This window comes from Rossellomorea sp. GAMAL-10_SWC, assembly GCF_049568075.1.
Lineage (GTDB): Bacteria > Bacillota > Bacilli > Bacillales > Bacillaceae_G > Gottfriedia.
Map to the genome: position 1 here is coordinate 4,019,494 of NZ_CP144911.1, position 24,983 is coordinate 4,044,476.

The following is a 24,983-nucleotide window of genomic DNA, read 5'->3' on the forward strand; positions in this document are numbered from 1 at the left end:
GATTTTCTTTGTGGCTTTTCTGCGTTAGTTATCCTTCTTCTAAACAAAAAAGCATGTATCCGATTTTGTATCGAATACATGCCCACAGTTTCCTATGTCTAATAGGCATTTAGAAGGTCAAAACTTACTTTCTTGCTCCGTCTTTTCCAACTTTATATTTACCTACTTTAGTATTAACAGCCATTACGCCAGATTTATTGAAGTAATAGTATTTACCACTGATTTTTTTCCAGCCATTGTTAAATCTTGATCCATCGCTGTTTAAGTAATACTTCTTACCACTTACTGTTAACCATCCTGTTTTCACTACACCGTTTTTATCGAAGTAGTAGTATTTACCACTGATTGATTTCCAGCCATTGCTAACTCTTGATCCATCGCTGTTTAAGTAATACTTCTTGCCACTTACTGTTAACCAACCAGTTTTCACTACACCGTTTTTATCGAAGTAGTAGTTTTTACCACTAATTGATTTCCAGCCATTGCTAACTCTTGATCCATCGTTGTTTAAGTAATACTTTTTACCACTTACTGTTAACCAACCAGTTTTTACTACACCGTTTTTATCAAAGTAGTAGTATTTACCGCTAATTGATTTCCAGCCATTACTAAATCTTGATCCATCGCTGTTTAAGTAATACTTCTTACCACTTACTGTTAACCAACCAGCTTTTGCTTTCACACCAGTTGAATTAAAGTAGTAAGTTTTTCCTCCGATTACATTCCAGCCATATACTTTTACACCTTTACTATTTAAATAGTAAGTGTCTTTACCATCGTTTAACCAACCAGTTTGCATGAAGCCATCTTTATTAAAGAAGTACCACTTGCCACTATTATTTAACCAGCCAATGTGTAAAGTACCATCTTTGTCTGCATAAACCATTTTAATGCCAACTTGTTTCCAAGCGCTGCGTAATAAACCAGATTTAGCATCAAAGTACGCTTTGTCACCGTATAAATTAAAGATACCAGATTGTGCTACACCTTTTGAATCAAAGTAGAAGTACGTATTGTTTTCTGGAACAAACGTGATGTCTGTTGCCATTACACCGCCCTCTTGATCGAAGTAGTAACGTTTTCCACTTAAATCTAACCAACCTCTATGCATTTCACCAGTTGTTGGGTCAAAGTAGAATGTCGATGTCCAAGTGTAATCTTCTTCTGTTTGTTTAAGTTCTAAGAAGCCTTTGTGGATTTTACCATCTTCATCGTAGTAGTAAACTTTATTATCATCTTTTACTACCCAACCTGTTGTTAATGGAGCATCTGCACGATTAATTACTACTTCCTTCACTGTTTCGTTACCAGCAAGGTCAGTCGCTCTTAATGTAATTTTGTTTTCTCCCTCTTTTAAAGGAACCGTTACTTTATAATCTTTGTTTAGTGGTTTTACGACATCAACTGGGCTAATTAATGGAACTTCAAATTCGTGGTTTTCACCAACGTAGAAGTTTAAGTAGCTATAGTTATCTTTTAAGTTTACATTAAATGTAACTTGATCTACATTTTTGTCCACTCGCTCAGGAGCATCTACATTAATTTCTGCTGCGTGCGTATCTACATAGACATGTCGAGCAACCGAGAAGCTCTTATTAGCAAAGTCTGTAGCTTCAACTTGTACAGTGTAAGGACCATCTTGGTCAAATGTTACAGTTGTTGAATAGTTGTAGTGTCCAGTCTTCGCATCAAAATCAACTGGAACTTCTTTTCCATTAACTTTAACTGTTTTAATGCCAATTTCATCTGTTACGAAACCTTTTACCGGAACTTTGTTATCACTATAAGCTCCCCATGGTTCTGGTGAGTTCGGAATATATTCACCGTTTTTATCTTTTGAGCCATCAGTAATATAAACTAGTGGAAGATCAACATCACCAATTGCTGCAGTATCCTCTGCGCCGTTACCTGCATAGTCAACAGCAACTACTTCTACTATTGCCTTATTTGGAGCTGATGATAAATCAAATGAAGATTTAGTATTGTCAGTAGTTCCAACTTTGTTTCCATTTACGAAGATAGTATAATTTTGCACTCCAGTTCCATTATCTGATCCTTCCCAAGTTACAACTTTTTTATCTGGATCATAAGTAGCTTTAATGCTTGGAGCGTGAGTATCTACATACACAGGAATTTTCTTAGATTGCCACTGTGCACCTTCATAACCAATTACAGACTTAATCTCGTAATTGTATAATCCGTCTGGAACGACTTCACCGTTTACTTTACCATCCCATATTGTTGACATGCTATCCTTCACGATACTGCCTTTACCACTGTCATAGGTATTTTTTGTAACATCAGATTGAGCACTTAAGCGGCGAAGGAATTTACCGTCTTTGTCTAGGATGTTATATTGTACTTCTTCTGCATTTCTTAAGAATGATGGAAGTGCGTTAATATCATCGGCAAATTTATCCCCGTTTGGTGATACTGCATAAAAGTTCTTTCCAGGAACAGAACCCCAGTAAGTTTTATCTCGATCAACTTTCATATCATGTGCTTTACTATTAAGCCATGTTAAATCAAAAAAACGAGTTTCACCAAGATCTTTAAATCCATCAACGATTGGCAAACTGTCCCATTTACCGTAGAAGCCTACGTATGGTGCAGTTAAGTTTGGATTTCCAAGAGTACCGATAAGGTTTACAGATCCTTCAACGAATATATTATTATGAAGATCCACAGAAATCTCTTTTCCAGCCTTATCGAATCCTGGAATTTTTGCATTAGTTAGATCAATCTTTACAGTGAAATCAACAGATTTACCCGCAGGTACCATAATTGAATCTGGTGCATCTATTTTCGCACCTTCTAATGCGCCTGTTTGAAGAGCGTTATGGTCGACATCATTAGTTTGATAAAATTCATCTGTTAATGCAGTAGTATCTACTTTATAAAACACATCTTTATCAGAAATATTTTTAGCTGTATAAGTCATTGAAACTTGCTTAGATTGGAAATCCTTCAATTCGTATTTCGCTTCACCTGTTGACTTGTTATAGAAGTAAACTGGTGTTGTAACAGCATTTTCAATTTGCATCATGCCAGCACCTTGACGGCGAGGAGAGTACGGATGACCATCTAAATCATTAATTACCTTTGAAGTATTCATTAATAATACTTTCGCTAAATGAGTTCGTTCGCTAACGCTTAAAGAACTGAAACGCTTATCATTTTTCAAGTATTCTTGTACCAATGCAGAACCACCAGCTACATGTGGAGCTGCCATTGAAGTACCACTCATTACTTCATATTGATTGTTATTAACTGTTGAATAGATATTTCCACCAGGAGCTGTAATTTCAGGCTTCAACTCAAGACTAGGTGTAACCCCCCATGAAGTAAAGCTTGTCATTCGGCCCATTTCAGGGCTTTCATTTTTCGCTGTTTGAGCAACATGTATTGTTCCTGAACCATTAATCGCATTCGCTAACGCTTCACCATCTGCTTTTGAGTTAACAAGCATCATTGGAACATCCCAACCGCCCTGGTTATCGTATTGAACTCCGTTTGTTGCATTCCACACGATAATACCAGCAGCACCAGCTTGTGCAGCATACTTTGTCTTATCAGCAAAAGTATATGTTCCACGAGCTACTAATACGATTTTTCCTTTTACATCTAAACCTTTATAATCATCTGGTCCACCTAATTTGTAGCTTCCATCAGCAGCGTTTTTACCAAGGTTTACAACTGGAATATTTCCACCAAATTTATCTGATAGATCTTTCCAACCATCAATACCTTTACCTAAGACACTTAAACTATTATTTCCCTCAACGGTGATCGCATGTTCATAAAGATAAGCTTCATTTCCAGAAGCAGCTACTGAGATTGTATCTTTATTAAGACCAGGTGCACCTGTTACACCAATATCAGGATTATGTGATAGAGGATCATCCCATCCAGAACCAATTTGATTCGAGTTACCTGAAGAAACAGCACACACAATACCATTGTCAACTGCACGAGTAATCGCAAGATCTTCTGCGCTATTTGGCTCATAAGAAGATGCTACTGAACCAAGACTCATGTTTAGTACATCAGCACCTAGTTTAATAGAATCGTCGATCGCTGCAAGATAAATATCAGACCATGTAGATGGATAGCTTGGGTCATTACTAAATACTTTCATCGCAAGAACTTGTGCTTCCGGTGCAACCCCTTTAATACCACCATTTGCTTCGTCACCATTTGCAGCCGTAATACCTGCTACGTGCATACCGTGCATAGAAGCACCAGGTCCAAGATCTGTTACGATATCGTTTTGGTCATAATAGTTATAACCATAAGGAACTTTGTCAGTGTAGAACTTACCTGGCAATGCTTTATCATTTACAATTTGAGCTACAGAATCTTTTGTTAAGTCTTCTTTTGAAGGATCAGTTAATTTAAAATCACGGTGTGTTGGGTCAATCCCTGTATCGATAATGGAGATAACCATACCTTTACCATTGTAGCCAGTATCTTTCCAAGTTTCTTTAGACTGGATAAATTGATGACTCTTCGTCATATCAGGAGTAGATGGCTCAGCTGTAGGACGATTGTATTCATTTGCTAAATAAACATTTTTGACACCAGAAGTAGCTTCAATTTTTGCTACATCACCAAATTCAACTACACCACTGAAACCGTTAAATGCAGTTGAAAATTGTTTCTTATAATTAATAGTAATTCCTTTTGCTTGTAATTTAGATTTAACTGAGTTTTGTTGACTTTTTACTGTAGCGTAAAGACTAGATTTTTGACTTTCAGATAAATCTTTAAATAATTTCCCTTGTTTTGTTGCGTATTCAATTGGTGACTGCCCGTCCACTTCAACGATGACGCGAACTTTATCTGACGCTTTTAAATTTGCTTTCGCATCAGATACTTTGTTTTTATTTTGTAATTCTTTTGCTTCCTGAGTTTGTCTAATTTGTTCTAACTTTGATGCTAAATCACCTGGTCGGTAAGATTCAGCTGAAGTTGGTGAAACAAAAGCTAAATTAGAAAGAGCAAGAGCAGAAGCTAAAGCATATGTAGTTATTTTGCGATTTTTTTTGTTATTCATTTCTCAGTTCCTCTCAAAATATTTAAATGAAAAATAAAATAGATCAGTACAAAACCTTCCTAAAAAACTTCCCCTGTTTTTTACGGTCATTCGAGGAATATCGACAGATTCATTGACTTATTTCTCAATATAGAACATGCCAAATTACCTCTAACACTTTCTTCCAGATAACCCCCTAATATCTCCTTTCACCGTTATGGAATCTATTAATACCTATACATTCTTACATAATTTTTTAATAGAATTAGTTTTTAAGGAATAATAGATAAATTAAATAATTCTTTTTTTGAGTCAAAACTCCTTTGTTAAATTTACAATATTTTTAAAATTTTTACATTTTTTTGTATTTTTAATAAAAATATGTAATTTTATGTACTAATTTATCGATTTGAAGCAGTTTTTAATAGACTTAAAGTTCTAGATATGTCTATACCAATAGATAACTATTCACAAATTTTAATAAATGTAAAAGGATGTCATAGGACTTCTGTGGTAAATTTAGGAGAAAAAACTTCAAAATCAAAGTAGGTTTTGTTGGTCGAAGATGGCAAGAAGATTAGATTAACAATACAAATAGAATCAAAAAATAAAAAAGACAGCACCACCAACAGGTTTGCTGCCTTAATATTTTATTAAAAAAACTTAGGTAAATATTCTTTATGAGCTTCTAGCATTTCGTCAACGATTGCTACAGCTACTTTATCATTTGCTACAAGTGGATTAATCGTCAAAGCAAGAATGGCTTTTTCGCGACTTCCTTTTACAGCAGCCTCAATTGCTGTTTGTTCGAAAGATTTAATCGTTTGAATTAATCCTCGTACAGGAACTGGTAATTCACCGATTGTCAGTGGAATTGGACCATCTTTTGTGATGACACAGCTAACTTCTACTGCACCGTCATATGGTAAGCCTGAAATAGCTCCCTTGTTCATCGTGTTTAATGGTTGGATATCTCTCGTATCATTATAAATAGATGAAATTAAACGACAAGCCGCATCAGAATAGTAAGCTCCACCACGTTTTTCTAGCTCAGGTGGTTTTATATCTAGCGCTTCATCTTTATATTTTTCAAAAAGAGAAGCTTCAATTTTTTGCACGACTTCTGCACGCGTTTCATTCGATTTAAAATCTTTTAATGCTCTTTCAAGCATTTCAGATGTTTTATAATAGTAATGGTGATAAGAACAAGGAATGACATTGACTGCTTTTACGAATTCAGGTGCCCATTCTTCAGCATCTATATTTTTTACAAAACTAGCATTAGCAGGATCCATAATCATTTCAAGCACTTGCTCTTTTACACTAACTCCGTCTAAATAAACCTCTGTACCATATACCATATGATTTAGACCTGCAAAATCAATACGTACACGTGAATGATCTACGTTTAATAGTTTTGCAACACCCATTTCCATTCCGATCGGTATATTGCAAAGACCAATGAATCTCTTAACATTTGAATATCTTAATGCTGCTTCTGTAACCATACCTGCAGGGTTTGTAAAGTTAAGTATCCAAGCATCTGGACATAGCTCCTCAACTTCTTTACAAATATCCAAAATAACGGGAATTGTACGTAAGGCTTTAAACAATCCACCTGCCCCGTTTGTTTCTTGACCGATTACCCCATGTTTAAGTGGAATTCTTTCATCAAGTGCACGTGCAGCTAGTTGTCCAACACGAAGCTGTGTTGTAACAAAATCAGCATCTTTTAAGGCTTCACGACGATCATACGAAAGATGAATCTCCATTGGTACTCCAGCTTTTTTGACCATACGCTTTGCTAGTGCACCAACTGTTTCTAATTTTTCGCGGCCAGCTTCTACATCAACAAGCCAAAGCTCAGTTACTGGAATTTGTTCATAGCGCTTAATAATTCCCTCAACCAATTCTGGCGTATAACTTGATCCCCCACCTATTGTAACGATTTTAAATTTCTTTGACATTACTTTAGGCCCCTTTCATACATGTCAACGAACTCTTTTGCCAAATCTTTTACAGTCATTGCATTCATTAAGTGATCTTGAGCATGGATCATTAAAAGTGAAATCTCCGTTGGAGTGCCACCAATCTCTGATTGAATAAGCGTTGTTTGAATATGGTGTGCCTCATTTAAAGCATCACCTGATTCTTTCAATTTCTTGCGAGCTAAATCGAAGTCTTGTTTTTTTGCTGCTTGAATCGCTTCCATTGCAGCACTTCGACCATTTCCACCATGAAGAATCAGTGTGAAAATTTCCGTTTCATTTTTTACCATAAAACTGACCTCTTCTCTTTATTAATAAAATTTTTTATCGTCATAACCCTATGGTTATTAATTTTCAAAGTTATAAACCTAAAAGGTATTCATCGTATTTTTCTTGAGTAAAGATCAGAAATGTCACTTATCAACAATTACTATTTATTTTCAATTAAATTGATAGCTTGCTCTAAGATTGCTTCACCATCACACATACCGTAATTCATCATATTAATTACTTCAACTGGAATGTTTTTCTCTTCACAGATTTCTTCCATTTCTTCCAAAAGGAAACGTACTTGTGGACCTAACAATAACACATCAGCTTCATCGATTTCTGAGCGAACAACTGATTCAGAAACTGCCCAAATGCGTGCTGAAATCCCTTTTGATACAGCAACTTTTTCCATTTTAGAAACGATTAGACTTGTTGACATGCCTGCAGCACAGCAAAGTAAGATATTCATGATGATTTCCTCTTTCTTTAGTAAGTTTTAAGTTTTTTTATATTTCATTCTTATTTATAACGACAAATCGACCGATTCGATCATGAACAGCTAATGATTTTTTATTAGCAAACATGCTAATAACTGATAAAAAGAACGGAAGACCTTGAAAAATAAACATCGTCAAAAATTTAAAGAAACTTCTAACAATCACTAGTAATACATAAGGAAGTATTCCCTTTTTATTATTAATGCGTGTTAACTTCAATCGAAAGATCTTCTTTCCAATTGTCGAACCTCTTAACAATAAGGTTGTTAAGACGTCATAACAAAAATAGATTATAAGCGATTGGAGAAATGCTTCATTAAAAAGAGCCATTACCTTTACAGATGCATCTTGACTAGCAGTTGCTTTTTGAAGCTCAATCATATTTGCTAGAACTCTTGGAAAGTTTGGAAGTCCCGTCATTCGATACACAATTGACAAGATGATTGAAACAATTATTGCATCAATGACAAAGGCACCGATTCTTTTTAATCGAAACGAAGTTATAATTTTTTGTCGATTTTCCATAAGTTTTAGTCCCTTCTTCTAATCAATTATTCATCTTTACTTGGGAGAATTATTTACTAGCTTTCTCCATTTCTAAATTTTTCTTATCCCAAATTCGGATGAATGGGAACCAAATGATTGAAGCCACTGCAAAAGCTACCAATTGCATGACTACCCCCATAATCTTACCACCCGTCATTAGATAACCACTTATGAAATATGGTGTTGTCCATGGGATGATTGTTCCAGTTGTATGTGGGAAAATTCCCATTGCCGTACCAAAGTACGTTACTGTTAATACTGCTACTGGAGCTAGAATATAAGGAATCATTAAAAATGGATTTAAAACAATCGGAACACCAAACATGATTGGCTCATTAACGTTAAAGATAGATGGCCCAATTGCTAGTCGTCCTACCTTCTTAAGAAGTTTTGACTTCGCTAAAAATGCCATATAGATTGCAACTGGTAAAGTAGCACCAGAACCCCCCATCCAAATTCCATTCTCATAGAATGTATACGTAATGATATGTGGTAACGTTTTACCTGCTTTAAGTGCTTCTAAGTTTGCATCTGCATTTGTAATCCAAATTGGTTCCATAACAGACGTGATGATTGATGAACCGTGGATACCAAAGCTCCATAAAAGGTGTTCCATTAAACATGCGACAAGTGTACCAATATAAGTTGATCCTAAAATTGTAAACGGTTGTGTTACAACTTTATGAACAAACGTTGCAAAATCTCCCCAACCAGTATGACTAAATCCGTATCGAACTAGTAAGAAGAAAAGGATAATCACAAAGCCAGGAATAAGAGCCGTAAATGAACGTGAAACCGTTGGCGGCACAGTATCTGGTAAAGTGATGATGATCTTCTTTTGTAAGAAGTAACGATAAATTTCAGCAGTAATAATTGCAATGATTAATCCAACAAACAAGTATTGTGCACCAAAAAGATCAGGTGACCATGCAGATACTGTTTCCTTACCATCTTTGAAAGTACTCATAATATTAACAATTAAATAACTTGCTAATGCTAATACTCCAGCTGGAACTCCATCAATATTCTTTTTATCGACCTTATAACTACTTGCTAAGGAATACGCTACGCCAAATACTGCAACTAATGCGATAATCCCCATTGAACCGTTATAAACGATGTCTCCAAAGGCATTCCAATTTTCACCAAATACTTTTGCCATGAAGTTTTGATACCAATCCGCTTCTAACCAAGCTACGATAATGAAAAATGAACCAATGATCATTAGTGGCATGGCAAACATAATACCGTCACGCAAAGCAAGTAAGTGTCTTTGATTACCTATTTTCGAAGCGATCGGTAAGAATTTTTTTTCAAAAAAGCTGCTGTTCATTTCGATATCCCCTCTCAAAGGAATTAGGATCTTGGTAAATCATTAATTCACCATATACCAAGATCCCTTTTAGAATTTATTTCTTTTTTAAATTTAAGATTTAAAGTTTGAATTTAATAACAGTTGTGTAACTACCGTAAACTTTAACTTTTCCATCAAGAGTGAAAGCACGAACTTTAAAGTAGTACGTTTTACCTTTAACTAATCCTGTTGCAGTAAATGTTCCAGTTGTTGTTGTTTTTGTTGTTTGATCAGAGAAATCGCTTTTTGTAGCAAGAACGATTTCATAACCAGAAACACCACTTACGCCTGTCCAATTTACTTTAATTGAAGTAGTACTTGCTTTTGTTGCTTTTAGTCCTGTTGCTTTAGCAACATACCATTTTGCATAAAGTGTTGTATTTGCTGTTACTTTATCTGTTGCAAAGTTCCATGCAGTTTTAAGTCCTGCATCTTTGTACCATCCAGCAAAGACAAATCCTTTTTTCGTTGGATTAGCTGGTTTCGCAATGATAGAATCATAGTTTCCTGTTATAGAAGCTACGTTAGATCCACCTTTACTGTTAAATATTACTGTGTATTTGCCGATACCCCATTTAGCGTAAAGTGTAGTAGATGCTGTTACTTTATCAGTTGCAAAGTTCCATGCTTGTGTACATGAAGCATCTTTATACCAACCAAGGAATGTATAACCTGTTTTTGTTGGTGTTGGAGATGTAATCGCTTCATTGTATGTTGCAGTTACCGGTTCTACTGCAGATCCACCTTGTGAATCAAATGATACTGTTTGTTTTGCATCTTTAGATACTGTGCGTACAAAAGTCATCACGTGACTATCATTTGCAAATTGTGGATCTCCGTTCAATGTCATTCCAGAATATACAACCGTCGCAGTGATGTTAGCTGGTTTATCAGTGTTGTATGTTACTTTTCCATCCGCATCAACAGCAACATCGTCTGGTGAAGATGATTCGTAACTAACATCTACATATTTGTTTCCTTCTGTATTTAATCCTTTTTCAGCCATTGCATCTTTTAACCAAGTTGGGTATGCAAATGCGTTCTTGTCAAGCTCAGTTGGAGCAATTTTTTCAGCTGACTTCATTGGATCAACAACTTTGATTGTATATGTGATTTTTTTCGGTGTTCTAAAGAATCCGTCGATTACATAGCCCGTAACTGTACTAGTTCCAGGTCTTAAAGCAGTTGCGTATGAACCATAATGCACACCATCTACACTAATTCCTGCTGCATCTACATTTCCAACTTCACCGTAAGCTGCTAAAGTTCTTAAATCAAGAACTTGAGATACATTTGAATCAGCATTGATTTGCGTTGGTAATCCATTGCTATATCCAGCTAAATCCCAAGAATTCGTTAACCAAGCTACATTGTTCGTATATCCAGTTGTTTTAGCATCCAATTTAACTGAGTCACCAACACTAATCGTGAATGTATGTGTGTCTTCGTTATATTTAGCATTTGGATTCATAGCTGCTACATTTGTTGGATAATTAATACTTTCTGTTCCGTTATTTACTGGCGCAGTAACTTTTGATCCTAAATCTTCTACATATGCAGCATCCTCAGGGTTTTGAGTTAACCAATAAGGCATAGATGTTACAGTTGAAGATTCCATTGATAAGCTGTTACCAGAATCAATTGTTCTTCGGTCCATCGTTCCGAAAATATTTGTATTGTATTTAGACATCATCACTTCATCACGTGGAATTAATTGATCAACCATTAAATCAGGTGTCACATGCGTTACGTCATTTCTGTTTGCAGAAAGAGAATCCCAGTTCATGAAGTTATTTGGTATACGTGTCATTTGCCATGTTGAACCTTCAAGGTCAACCGTTGAACTTCCGATACTAAATCCTTTTTCTTTCAATGCACCTAGAGAAGCTGCGTAGAAAGTTGACATAAATGGATTTTTCTCTCTCTTTTCATTGAACCACCATTGGTTCATACCATCTAAGATCCCTTTAGCGTTCATTTTCTCTGCATGGTGAGATAATGTGTAGTATGAAAGTGCAGCTTCTTCTTCATCAGAATAGTTCATGTATGATTCGTAAGATACACCACTTACACCAATATCGTCTCCGTTATGAGCAGAAATACCAAAGTATCTTGAGTGGTACTGTAATGACATATCAAGTAATGAAGTTGAGTTATATGACTTTGGATATCTTGTTTCATAATCATTGTGCTCTGAAGCTGTTGTAGACGTTTTTACACCATTCATTACTTTGTATTCATTTGCAAAATCAAGTGGAGAAATTACTGCAACACCTTGTGCTTCAAGTGCAGCTTTTTCAGCTGGTGTATAACCGCCCATATCTCTTGCAGCTACAAGCATTTGTAATGCCAACGTTGCATTTAATGGACCATCTTCGTAGTCATTTCTACCCCATGCATTTGATACACCGTCAAGGAATTCTGGATTTAAATTAGCCCATTTAGTTGGAGCTGAAGGAGCATTTAATCCATTTCCAGGAGCTGTTCCATTGAAACGTGATTCAATTGGGTTCTCCCCAGTAACACTTACTTGATAATAGTTGTTTAATACCATTGCATTTGTATGATTAATTAAATCATTTTTCACAAGAGCCGCTAATTCAGGATCACTATCTTTAAACGTGTTATAAGCTAGGTCTAATGTAAAGTAATGACCTACTAATTCGTCTGTAGAGGTAGTTGCTTTATAATAGACTTTGTTTGAGTCTAAAGCTTTTGTTGCATCATCTAAATTAGGATTTTGCTCTTTTACAATATTCGTTAAACGTTGTGGTACCGCAACAGTGTCATACGCTTTGATTCCGGCAGTTCCTCCACTGATTTTACCTGGAACAGAATATTTAACTGTATTTCCATTTACATCAGTCGTAGTTCCTGCACTTTTTTGAAGCCAAGCTTGATCCCATGATTTGCTTTCTGCAGTCGTAGAACCATTGTTGCTGCCCTCTACTTTATATGATCTAGCAAAGAAGCCAGCAGAAGCAGGTTTTCCTGTTGTGTCCAACGTATAATTTCCTTCATTATCAACGAATACTGGTTTACCTTCGTTATCCGCAAGCCACTTCTTACCTTCATCAATCGTCGTTACTTTGCCACCTAGTGAGTTAACAACATAAACAACATCGTTAACATTGTCTTTTGAAGGTACTTTTAACTGAGTTCCAGATACATACCCAAGCGTTACAATGGCTTCAACAGCACGAACAGCAGAAGCTTTAGCATCTATTGTTCTAGCATCTTTTTCACCAAAGTTTTCTTTCATATAGTTGTATCTCCAAATTTCACCTGAAGCGTACATTGTTGTCCATAATCCATCATTATCTGTATCAGAAATTGAGCTTATAGCATCTTTATCTGCAGTCATAAGAGCTTTAATCATATTATCCTTATTAGCAAAACTCATAGAACCAGATTGGAATCCAAATCGATCTGCGTAGTTTCTAGAAATTTCTTCTTGAACTAATGATTTGCCCATTAGAGACATTTTTTTTCTTACAATATGAGTAGCATTTCCTTTTTCGCCTAGAATCCAAAGACCATTATTTCCATCAGACATAATGTTTGTAATTACTTCTTTGGCGTTAAATTGTGTCGGGTTTCCGTTTTTATCGACTCCTGAACCTGAATTTTCACCAGTTTGAGGAATATATCTTCCACCTTGTAAATATTGAATTTGATCAGCTGGAGCTAAGTTTGGATCATATAAAGTAATTGCATCAGATACGATACCAGTTGTCACAGGATGATCTTTTTCTTCACCAAAATTTACGTTTCCATTTGACTTAATTAAAGTATCCTTTGAAATTAACCATTTTACGCCATTTTCTCCATTAACATAGCCAACATAGTTTTTTGAAGGAAATTTAGTTCCTGATGGAGCAGTTGGAATATTTGTTGTTTGCAAATTAGATGTTGAAAGAGCTGCAGGAATTTTTGAATCTCCCGCATTGTAATAGTAAACTACCTTTTCAAGATTAGTAGATGCCTGCGTTTCAATTACAGAAACCGTAATATTCACAGTAGCTGCATTACCACTTAAATCTACTCCAGTACCTGTGATGATTGCAGATCCGCCAGATACCCCTAAAATCTTTCCACTGTAATCACCTTTTGCGTTACCAATCGTGTCAACATATACAACGTATGGATCAGAGGTTGTCCATTTTATTGGCTTTGTTGTATCTAATCCACTTGGTTTTGCATGAGTGATTTGTGTAGTATTCATAAAAATCTTAGTGCCAGTTGAGATTGGCGCTACTGATTGAGTTGTAATAGTTGGTGCTGCTTTTGCAACAACTCCACTAAATGGAGTTGCAAACATTGAAGCCGCTAATACTGAAGCCGGTAAAGCTCTACCTAAAAACCATTTATTTCTTTTCATTTATCTTCCTCCAAAAAAATTTTTTTAATTAATTTTCTAATCGAAGTAACTTTTTTTATTGAGTAACCGCTTTCAAGATTATCTATAAAGGACAAATGATACCATGAAGTTGATTCGTTTCTATTAGCGATCATCCTACTAAATTTGTTTATAGAATGATCGCTAAACTGTTAAGAACCATATTGAAACAAGATTTTTGAAATTTCATATTGAAAATCGTTGAAATTATTTGATTTTAATACTTTTTGCTTCGTCTCGGGGTGATCCATTAAATGTAAAAATAATCGACTTAACTCTTTGTGTAAAAATAAGTCTCCGGCACGAAGATTAATTAAAAATAGGATTTGTACAACTTTTCCATCGATTGTTGGCGGATTTTTAAAGATCACCACACTGATTGAATCCTGAATTGCTACCATTTTTAATGCATGTGGCGCAGCAATTCCATTTTGCAGTATCGTCGATATTTTTTCTTCTCGGTCGACAACTAAAGCAGGGTAGTTAGGTGCTGCAAATCCTAGTTCAACAACGCTTTTTGCCTTTTCTTTAATAAAAGCTTTGTAGTCAAACGACTCTTTGCTTTCTTCTATATAAAATAAATCTGTATGAAATAAGGATAAAAGTGTTGGTACATCTTCTTTAACTTTGTTAGCCGGGTATCTAGTAAGTGTACGTCGAATTCTTTGAACATCCGTTTCAGTTAGTATTGGTGCTACTTGAATATAAGGAATCGAAATATTGTCAAAGGGAATCGAAGTAGATGAAACTAACAAGTCGTAATTTTCTAAATTTAATGATTGAAGCTCACTATACAAAACGATGTCAATTATTGCCCCTTGGAACAGTGTCTCAAGTTTCATTTTCATTAAATCGGCCGATCCTGCTCCTAATCCGTAAGATAGTAGAATTTTTTTGTATGAACTTAATTGTTTTTGCTTCTCCCTTTCCACGTGAGCTGCTAAATGCATTGTAATATAACCCATTTCGTCACTAGAAAGTTCGAACCCCCATATTTCCTTTATCATTTCAGAAAAATTTAAAGCAATCATAAACACATCTGAATACCTACTGTATACATCATCTATCAATGGATTCGTAAGCTTTAAATTGAAATATAATCTTCTTAACAGAGGATACATATGCATGATCAGCGTATTTAAAAGTTGCTGATCACCTGAAAACTGTGTTAAGAATGTCTGATCTAATCTTTCTAAACAATTCTTTAGTTTTTGTTTTAAGTCATTTTTTTCATGTTCCTCAATATCGTCTACACTCGATTTACCACTTATATGTGCAGCTAAATAAATAATTTCACTCTCTGGTAATACGACATGATATAGTTCAGAAAGAATTTCACAAATTCTCTTTGCTATATTCATAAACGATGGCTTGATTAGAGAAACATCTAACTTTTTCTCTTGATTAGGCAGGATAAAGTTGTGTTGAGTTACTCGAAACGAGAGTACTTGGATATGCACTAAAATATTCTCAAGTGCAAAATAACTTAATTTCAGTTGATTATTCTGTACTTCTTCACTCAAAACAGCTCGAATTTCCGCAAACGGAAATGCTTTTTCAAAAGTTTGATAGATAGACTTCTTTAACAATCCTGTTTCTTTTTGACTTAGGAAGTAGGAAAACGCTCTTCTAAAATTCGTTTCATCCCCAAGTAAACGAACTCCGTAACGTGATTTTGTTTCTACTTTTAAATCAAAAATCCTTACTTGCTTTTCAACTTCAATCATGTCGGTAAAAACTGTCGATCTACTAATCATTAGACTATCAGCAAACATATCGATCGTTTGAAACTCCGTCGTTTGAAGCAAAAGCATAATAATATTATTCACTCGAACGCGAGGTAAATCTGGTGCTAATGCCCCGTCTATTTCTTTCATATATGTTTGAACCAACTCTTGGTTCTCTACATAAAGTAAGTAGCCCTCACCACGTTTTTTCTGAATCACAAATCCCGACTTTTCTCCAATCGCGTTTAATTCTTTCAATTCATTTCGCAATGTACGATTCGAAATAGCGAATTCTGATTCAAGTTCCTGTGAAGTTAGTGATTTTCCTTTTTGATACAAATATTGCAAAATTAAGTCTCTTCGCATACATTACCTCACCACCCTAGATGCCTAATCTAGTATTTTAAGTTTACTTTCCATCAAATCTATTTAACAGTTTGAATTTTTCCAAAATAGTTCGCAATTTAAAACAAATAAGTCTAGTTCATTTGTCACACTCGTTCTATCGTAATAATACGACCTATTCCCTACAACAAAATACAGGTACATTTTACTAACGCCAACCGATTTTATTTCTTTTGTATACAAAAAAAATCCTTATCTTAGCATAAAAGCACTAGGATCAAGGATTTGGTCTTTTTGTTGTTTTAAGCGTTTCTTAACAACGTATTAGAAATTCTGTAAGACGAGGTTAACTCTTTAATTCGCTCAAACACGAAAAGCACTCCCATAAAATGGGAACGCAAAAGTGAGGCAATAAAGTAAGATCAATCTTTTTAGATCTTTTAATAGATATTCAATAAATTATTAAACACCATAATACTTAGCAAACAACTCTTTATTCCATTCATCTCCACCATCTACATTAGAGCTTTTAAACACAGGTGGTTTTAATCCAGCTTGATGATATTTTTTTGCTAATAATATAGAAATTGATTGAGCAACAAATGCTCCAGCCATTGTGGAAGTTGCCCCCATACCTGTATTTGCTTCTTCTACATAAAAGGCAGCATCTCCGGGTCCAGTGCAATTATCTATAACTACATCACTAAAATCGCAAAGATATTTTCCGCTACTATGTCTTGATTTTGAGCCTTCTGGATGATTTGGATTCGTAAAAGAAATTACCTTTGCACCGCATTCCTGTGTCATTTTTGCAAGTTCAACAGTCATTCCATTTCTTCCCGAATTGGAAGCAATCACAAGAATATCCTTTGAGCTTATTTTGTACAAATCAAAAATTACCTTTGCATAAACTTCTATTCGTTCGATCACAGTACTTTTTAATGGATGGTCATGTAAAAAAAACTCATTCGGCAAAATTGGAGAGACCTCCGCAAATCCACCCGCTCTTACAAAAAATTCTTCTGCAAACATATGTGAATGACCTGAACCAGTAACAAGGAAGCGACCTCCATTTTGAATGGCTTCAAAAATACATGTTGCTGCTTGGTCAATGTTTTGATTCTGTGTCGTATATAGTTTTTCGAGATTTGCCATCACATACTTAAAATAATTCTCCATAAATGAATACCTTCTTTTATCGATTTAATAAAATTACCAACCGTACTTCTTTTCACTCCATTTTTTAATAACTAGATCTTGTTTTACGAAAACAAGACTATTTTGCTCAATATCTTTATCAATGATTGCACCTGCACCCAACACACTATAAGCCCCTATTTTACATCCAGGCATAATAATCGTATTCACACCAGTTCTACAATAATCACCAAGATAAGCTGCATTTGAAAAATGTAACGGTATTTCTTTCCGTCCATTTACAACGTGCTCAGTTTCACCGTCATCAAAGCGTAATGTTCCACAGACGGTTGCAGCACCGATATCCGTATGACTACCTATTGCACCATAAAACTCGCCATAGTGATAAAGATAGACCTTATCCATTACCATTCCACCAAGGAATTCTGCACAATGATCGAATATACAATGCGATCCAATTGAAACTCCATCATAAATCATACAATAATTACGTATGGCCGTATGATCGCCAATAACTGCATTGCCATTGAAAATCGCACCATTATCTATGGTTGTATGATCACCTACAATTAGGTTACCGTGAATGACAACTCGATCACCAATTGAGGAATTCTTACCAAGCTTTACGTGACCATGAATAGTTGCATTTTCTGAAATCGTCGCACCTTCTGCTAGTTCGTTCACTTTTATTGCATTACAAAAATGATTCACCATATATTCATTCGCTTCTAACATATGCCAAGGCTTATCGATATCAAAGAAATAGCCATTACACTCAATCGCTTGTAATTTTGTTTTCTCAAGTGATTTTAGAAGGGCAGCTTCGATGTATCGTTCTTTCGGAACACCGACTCCTACTTTTACATTCGGAAAATAATCGGGCGTTCTTTTCAATTCATCTAGTAATGACTCGTCAAAAAGAAATCCTGCGAATTGATGGGTAATACTGTCACCACGGTAGTGAGCACCGATTGACTGAACAAATCCATTCTTTACACTCGCACCAATCCAATTCCTTGATGACTCTTCTAATTTTTTCAACAAAACAGTAGGTTTGTTCGAATTAGCTAATTGCTCTAAATCCTTTTGTTCGATAATCGTATCACCGTAAAGAACTAGAAACTCCTTAGTACTTGAAAGTTTCTCAACTCCCTTTATTAAACTTTCTGCACTTCCTAAATTTGATTGATCAACAACAAATTTAACATGATCTATATCGAATAGAAGATTCTCAATTTCTCTTTGATGTTCCTCATTAACGACAACAACTATCTCTTCTATTCCCACTGCTAAAATGGATTCAATATTATAACGTATTAATGGTTTACCAGCGATTTTTATTGCTGTTTTGGAGCGAACTGAGTTGAAAGGATTCATTTTGCTCCCTTTGCCAGCCGCAAGAATTACTGCACTTTTTACCATTCTAATACCTCGACTATAAAATTTTTTTAAATATATTCAACTAATCGAAACTTATTTTTGCCTGCTAAAAGATAAGGCATTAATTCGTATGCAAAAGGATGAACAAATCCAATGACATTATGTTCAACGGAATGCCCTAAATCTTTTAATGAAATTTGTACCTCTCCCTCATATTGTGCACTTCGATTATTTAAAATAGAAACTGTATATTTCTCCCTTGGAGCACAATAGCAATGAGGTACTTCCATTCCCCTAGTATCAGTTGCACGAATAAGATTTGCTGGTTGATCTACTCTTGAAATAAGAACCTGCTCACTAATTTTCACCTTTGTCTGTTCGGGAACATATTGATTAAAAACAACTGGAATTTCTATATAATCTTGTTTGTAACATCTAGCCATTTCGTCAAGCTCTGAAAAATCCGCAAATGAATCACCAATTAACACATCATTAAAACCATTTGCAAATAACTCTTGCATGGCAATATGGCTAGGCAAAAAGCGGTGTTTTTCAATTGTACAAACTCCATGACCTAAATTGTGTAAATCTTTAGGCGAAAGCTGCGAAGCAACAAATCCTCCAACTGGCACACCGAATAAAGCAAACATATTGTTAATTGAGCGTATGTCTTCTAAAGACAATGCTGTATCTGGTAAAGGAAAAAAATTATGACAAGCTGTAAGTTGTCCGATATTTCCTTCTCTTTCTATTGTTTCTAAAAACTCACGGCATTCGCGTAAAGCGTTACCATTTTGATTATTAGAAGAAGACATTGAAGCATTTACTTCTATTAGAATTCCCTGTTTATTTTTTGAAAGGAGCGCAACTTCTTCACTCGTAAACCCTCCATCGATGCGGAGCCTTGTGATGCCCATATTCTGTAATGCTGTAAGGTCGGTTAATGTACAACCCAACTCACTGAAAACTTCATCATTCATATCAGCTGACACAGTCATATTAAATTCCCTGCAATAACTAAATAATTCATTCCAAGTGTCTGCATTTACATTAATTGCACCTTCAAAACCATGATTATTTAAAATCAGCGAAACAAATACCTTTTTAAAGCCTAATAATTTAGCCTTCTCTAAATAATCTTTGATTTGATCTAAAGGATAAAAGTTGGGATACACACTAATTCCTATTTCACGCATATTCGATCGCCATTCCTTTAATTTTATTTTGAATTACTTGTATTTCTCACCAATAATGATGGCACCGAAAACTGGATCATAAAGAGGTGCAGATAGTTCAACTTGTGGTAAAGCCACACTTAACTTCTCTTTTAGCGTATCGAAATACTTAGCTGATTTCGTCAACAAACTTCCTGCCACAGATAGGCGGAAATTAATTGAACCCATTTGTCGGCTGATTCCGATGACTAAACGAACCAACTTATCTAGTTCTCCTTCAACAATTGTACGAGCAGCTTCGTCACCTTTTACCCATGCTTCTAAAACGACTGGCGTACATGAAGCTACCTTATCTACAGGAATTGTCTCTTCCAAGTATAATAAATCCATAAAATCTTCTGGAGAATTTAACTTAAAATGAGCGAGCAATTTTTCGGTAAATGAAGTAGGAGCAATTACTTTGTCATACTCATTCATAACAGCCGTTATTGCATGTATACCGATTTGGAAACCGCCACCCTCATCACTTATTAATCCGCCCCATCCGCCTGAGCGTATTGTATTTCCTTTTGAATCTACTCCCATAACAATGGAGCCTGTTCCAGCAATCATCAAAGCATCTTTTCGATCTCCGTTCCCACCTACAAGAGCAATTTCTGCATCGTTTACTACTTCTAGCTGGCAAGTAAAACCACTTTCTTTTAAAGCATTCAAATAAATATCAATATCTTTCGGTCGATCTACTCCTGCAGAGCCTAGAACCAGAATCGCATTTTGTAAACGCTCTCCAAAATAAGAAACAAGCGATTCATATATTTCACTAAATACTGGTCTAAGCCCTTCTACACCGATGTTGTTATAATTTGACATTGCAAAATTTTGATCAAATAACGTATCTCCATCCAGACGTTCTTTGACCATAACTCTCGTTTTCGTTCCTCCGCCATCCATTCCGATTATCAATCTATTCATTATGTGTTGATCCGCCCTTTCGTTAAGCTAATAAGTTATCGTATCAATCTACTTATACATATAGCTTTATTCTTTTTCTTATCTTATTTCATTTTAATTTTCAAATTTGTTATGAATGTATAGTTGCATTTATTGTAAAGTAAACATTTCTCATTTACTAGGTGGATATTTTCTTCATGTAAAGGAAAAAAACCACTTATTCAATGTTAACAACTCGTCAAAGTTCTAGATTGTAAATGAAAACAAAAAAAGTACCCTATAGTTAGACTTTTTAATTGTCTACTCTAGAGAGTACTTTTTAATTGTATTTATATGTGCAGACTGTAATTGACAACACAAGGGCTGACACTTTTACAGTTCCAATATTCCATCAAGATTCTTTGACTCAAAATTATCAAGCATTGCACGTACTTCATCTGTTGATGATGTATTCATTAATTGATTTCTTAATTCACTTGCCCCTCTAAACCCACGTACATATATCTTAAAAAAGCGATGAAGAGCCTTAAACGAACGCAGCTCTAAATATGAATATTTATCATGGAGATCCATATGCAATCTTAAGAGATCAAGTAGTTCCTTACTGCTATGTTCTTTCGGCTCCTTTTCAAAAGCAAACGGATTATGGAAAATACCGCGGCCAATCATAATCCCATCAATACCGTATTGATGAGCTAGCTTTAAGCCAATTTGACGGTCAGTGATATCCCCATTGATCGTTAAGAGTGTATCAGGTGCCACTTCATCACGAAGTTTCTTTATCTCCGGTATTAATTCCCAATGTGCATCCACTTTGCTCATTTCATCTCTTGTACGAAGATGGATCGACAGATTGGCAATGTCTTGTTTCAAAATGTGAGTTAGCCAGTCACGCCATTCGTCTACCTCAGAGAAACCAAGCCTTGTCTTCACACTTACAGGTAATCCTCCTGCTTTTGCTGCTTGTATTAGTTCTGCTGCGACTTCTGGACGGCGAATCAGACCGCTTCCCTTTCCGTGCCCTGCCACATTAGGTACAGGACAGCCCATATTAATATCCACACCTTTAAATCCAAGTTCTGCCATACCAATACTCATTTGTCGGAAGAATTCGGGCTTATCACCCCATATATGAGCTACCATCGGCTGTTCATCCTTTGTAAAAGCCAATCGTCCACGCACACTTTTGTTTCCTTCTGGGTGACAATAACTCTCACTGTTTGTAAACTCTGTGAAAAACACATCTGGTCTGGCTGCTTCACTTACAACGTGGCGAAAAACAACATCCGTCACTTCTTCCATTGGTGCTAGTATAAAAAATGGTCGCGGTAAATCACGCCAAAAATTATCTTTCATTTCCATTTTCAAATCCTCTCATTATGGGATTACAGTCTAATCTCATATCCCAAAATTAAAAAGCAAGATATACTTGCTTGCACTTGTATCGTCATTCCCTTATTATTTCCACGCCATCAAATAGCAATCCAGCCAGTGTTCTTAGTTAATAAGGGTTTCGCTAAAAAAAACTGAAAAACTTTAGAAGTACGCTGGGTTCAATACACTTAGTGTCAGTTCCCTTCCTTAAGTACTAATTTCGCGACAGCTTCTACGTGACTAGTATGTGGGAACATATCCACTGGCTGTATTTCTACTGTTTTATAACCACCGTCTTCAAGTACTCGTAAATCTCTTGCTAATGTAGCAGGATTACATGATACGTAAACTACTTTGCTTGGTTTCATATCAATGATTGTATTTAATAAAGCCTCGTCACAACCTTTTCTTGGAGGGTCTACAACTAATACTTCAGCTGTAATTCCTTGCTTGTACCAATTAGGTATAACTTCTTCAGCTTTCCCTACTTCAAATTCAACATTTGTTATCTCATTAATCCTTGCATTTCGTTTCGCATCTTCAATCGCTTCTGGTACAATTTCTACACCATAAACCTTTTTGGCCTTTTGAGCTAAAAATAAGGAGATTGATCCGATTCCACAGTATGCATCAATAACTGTTTCACTACCATTTAAGTTTGTATACTCAAGTGTTTTATCATATAAAACCTTAGTTTGTGTAGGATTTACTTGATAAAATGATCGAGCTGAAATTTCGAAAGTAATATCACCAATTTTATCTTTAATTGTTTCACTTCCGTATAATATAATTGTTTGATTTCCAAGAATCACATTTGTTTTTTCATTATTTACGTTTTGAATAATGCTTGTAATTGTTGGATATTTCTCAACAATTCTAGCTATTAATTCGTCTTTTTGAGCAAAGTTCTTTTTATTTGTAACAAGAACTAGCATTGATTCATTTGTATAGTATCCATAGCGTGCCATAATATGACGCAATAGTCCTTTGTGGCCAACTTCATCATATGGCTCAATTTTTAATTCCTCACAAAGGTCTTTTACAGCTTGTATCATTTCATCATTTTCTTTTCCTTGAATGTAGCATTCATTCATTGGAATAATTTCATGGCTTCTCTTTTGATAGAAACCAACAACTAGTCCACCTTCTAGTTCCCCTACTGGAACTTGTGCTTTGTTACGGTAACTCCATGGATTTTCCATTCCTAACACTGGATGGATTACTACGTCATCAAGTTTCCCAATTCGTTTTACAACTTCTACTACTTGTTTATGTTTCGCCTCAAGTTGGCCTTCATAGCTCATATGTTGAGTTTGACAACCACCACATTGATTGTAAATTGAACAAATCGGTTCAACTCGTACATCACTTTCTTTTTGGAATTCTATAATTTTACCGAACCCAAAGCCTTTGCTTGTTTTTAGCACCTTAATTTGTGCTTTTTCACCTGGAAGTGCATTTGGTACAAAGATCGGATATCCTTCTACCTTTGCAACCCCATGTCCCTCATGAGTTAAATCGATAAATTCAACATCTATAAATTGATTCTTTTCTACAGGTAACACTCTTTTCGACAAGTCCCTTACCTACCTTTCAACCTTTTATTAAACCATTTCATTATACAAAATAAATAACCACGTTAACTACCGTGGTTACTTTTTCTAGTATTTACTACTATTTCACTTATTATGGTACATAGATTTCTAGGTGGTTGTAAAGCATATCGACAGTACATGGTGTTTCTCCACCATACTCACCATCAATATTTAATAGTAGTTTATCATCAGACATAATTTTCAAATGGCTCGCTCTAGTATAAAGAACATATTCATTTTGTACATGCTGACCACTTAATAGCTGGGCACATACTCTGATGATTTCGGCTATATTTGATTTCTTTAAGACTAATAAATCAAATTGTCCATCATTAATACTTGCCTCTGGTGCAATTTTTTCAAATCCGCCAACTGAATTTGTGTTCGATAATAAGAACAAATACGCTTCTTCATCAAAGACTTTTCCATCGTACTCAATTTTTAATCGAGTAGGCTTAACCCTTGGTAACATTTCAATACCTTTTAAATAATATGCTAGTTGTCCTAACATTGTTTTTAGTTTGCTAGGAACTTCATATGTTAATTCTGTAATTTTACCGGCAGCTAAAATATTTACAAAATATTTATCATCAACTCTTCCAATATCAAGGGGTACAGTTTGCCCATTTGTTATGACTTCAGCCGCTTCCATAATTGAAACATTCACACCAATTGCTCTAGCAAAATCATTTGTTGTCCCAACCGGGATTAATCCTAACTTTGGTCGATATTCTTGTTCTGACATACCACTAATGACTTCATTAAGTGTTCCATCTCCACCGCAAGCTACAACTAAATCAAATTTTCGTTCACATGCCTCTCTTGCTGCGATTGTCGCATCACCTGCACCGGTTGTTGCATGACAAGAGGTTTCATAACCCGCTTGCTCGAACAATTGCAACACATCGGGAAGCTTTTTCTTAAAAATTTCACGACCAGAAGTAGGGTTGTAGATAATTCTTGCACGTTTCATCATTAACCATCCTACTTATTTATTTAAGTTCTCTAACTTATATCCTAACCTAAAAAGTTTTTGTAGTAAACTTTTTCCATTTACTTATCTATTTTTACCTTTCTAAGGCATGTTCAAACCCATATTGAAAAGCAATATTATATTATATTAAATTTAGATTACATTCGATTCTTTGCTATATTTTTCTATCGTTTTGAACAACTTAATTATTATAGT

General features: G+C 35.3%; 15 protein-coding genes. All 15 read right to left on the minus strand.

From position 1 onward, the window contains the following. Positions 1-124: 124 nt before the first annotated feature. A complete protein-coding gene (locus V5E38_RS19495) occupies positions 125-5,056 on the minus strand; it encodes a S8 family serine peptidase (protein WP_499211222.1) in 4,932 nt (1,643 codons plus the stop codon). A 632-nt stretch (positions 5,057-5,688) separates the two neighbouring features. Then, positions 5,689-7,002 carry a 6-phospho-beta-glucosidase gene (locus V5E38_RS19500; protein ID WP_499211223.1) on the minus strand — a complete coding sequence of 438 codons (1,314 nt, stop codon included), beginning with the start codon at positions 7,000-7,002 and terminating at the stop codon, positions 5,689-5,691. Next, positions 7,002-7,313: a PTS lactose/cellobiose transporter subunit IIA gene (locus tag V5E38_RS19505; protein WP_097974004.1), complete on the minus strand. Its 312-nt coding sequence runs from the start codon at positions 7,311-7,313 to the stop codon at positions 7,002-7,004. The genes V5E38_RS19500 and V5E38_RS19505 overlap by 1 nt, the downstream gene beginning before the upstream one ends. A 140-nt stretch (positions 7,314-7,453) precedes the next feature. After that, a complete protein-coding gene (locus V5E38_RS19510) occupies positions 7,454-7,762 on the minus strand; it encodes a PTS sugar transporter subunit IIB (protein ID WP_097974002.1) in 309 nt (102 codons plus the stop codon). 37 nt (positions 7,763-7,799) lie between these two features. Beyond that, the gene (locus V5E38_RS19515; RefSeq protein WP_499211224.1) at positions 7,800-8,315 is read right to left on the minus strand and encodes an RDD family protein; all 516 of its coding nucleotides are present in this window, start codon (positions 8,313-8,315) and stop codon (positions 7,800-7,802) included. A 49-nt stretch (positions 8,316-8,364) separates the two neighbouring features. Beyond that, on the minus strand, positions 8,365-9,669 hold the full coding sequence (celB, locus tag V5E38_RS19520; protein ID WP_499211225.1) for a PTS sugar transporter subunit IIC: 1,305 nt from the start codon (positions 9,667-9,669) through the stop codon (positions 8,365-8,367). Positions 9,670-9,769: 100 nt separating this feature from the next. Further along, on the minus strand, positions 9,770-14,071 hold the full coding sequence (locus V5E38_RS19525) for an InlB B-repeat-containing protein (RefSeq protein WP_499211226.1): 4,302 nt from the start codon (positions 14,069-14,071) through the stop codon (positions 9,770-9,772). A 170-nt stretch (positions 14,072-14,241) separates the two neighbouring features. After that, positions 14,242-16,182, minus strand: coding sequence for a BglG family transcription antiterminator (locus V5E38_RS19530; protein WP_499211227.1), 1,941 nt, complete (start codon positions 16,180-16,182; stop codon positions 14,242-14,244). 441 nt (positions 16,183-16,623) lie between these two features. Next, the gene (locus V5E38_RS19535; protein ID WP_499211228.1) at positions 16,624-17,340 is read right to left on the minus strand and encodes an SIS domain-containing protein; all 717 of its coding nucleotides are present in this window, start codon (positions 17,338-17,340) and stop codon (positions 16,624-16,626) included. Positions 17,341-17,373: 33 nt separating this feature from the next. After that, positions 17,374-18,741 (minus strand): nucleotidyltransferase family protein, encoded by a 1,368-nt coding sequence (locus V5E38_RS19540; RefSeq protein ID WP_499211229.1) that lies wholly within the window; start codon positions 18,739-18,741, stop codon positions 17,374-17,376. A gap of 26 nt (positions 18,742-18,767) precedes the next feature. Next, positions 18,768-19,895 (minus strand): MupG family TIM beta-alpha barrel fold protein, encoded by a 1,128-nt coding sequence (locus V5E38_RS19545; RefSeq protein ID WP_499211230.1) that lies wholly within the window; start codon positions 19,893-19,895, stop codon positions 18,768-18,770. Between the two features lie 33 nt (positions 19,896-19,928). Beyond that, the gene (locus V5E38_RS19550; protein WP_499211231.1) at positions 19,929-20,846 is read right to left on the minus strand and encodes an N-acetylglucosamine kinase; all 918 of its coding nucleotides are present in this window, start codon (positions 20,844-20,846) and stop codon (positions 19,929-19,931) included. A gap of 351 nt (positions 20,847-21,197) precedes the next feature. Beyond that, positions 21,198-22,181, minus strand: coding sequence for a tRNA dihydrouridine synthase (locus V5E38_RS19555; RefSeq protein WP_499213610.1), 984 nt, complete (start codon positions 22,179-22,181; stop codon positions 21,198-21,200). Between the two features lie 212 nt (positions 22,182-22,393). After that, a complete protein-coding gene (gene rlmD, locus V5E38_RS19560) occupies positions 22,394-23,776 on the minus strand; it encodes a class I SAM-dependent RNA methyltransferase family protein (RefSeq protein ID WP_499211232.1) in 1,383 nt (460 codons plus the stop codon). Between the two features lie 109 nt (positions 23,777-23,885). Continuing rightward, entirely contained in the window at positions 23,886-24,770 is an 885-nt protein-coding gene (locus V5E38_RS19565; protein WP_499211233.1) for a diacylglycerol kinase family lipid kinase, read from the minus strand. Positions 24,771-24,983: the final 213 nt, after the last annotated feature.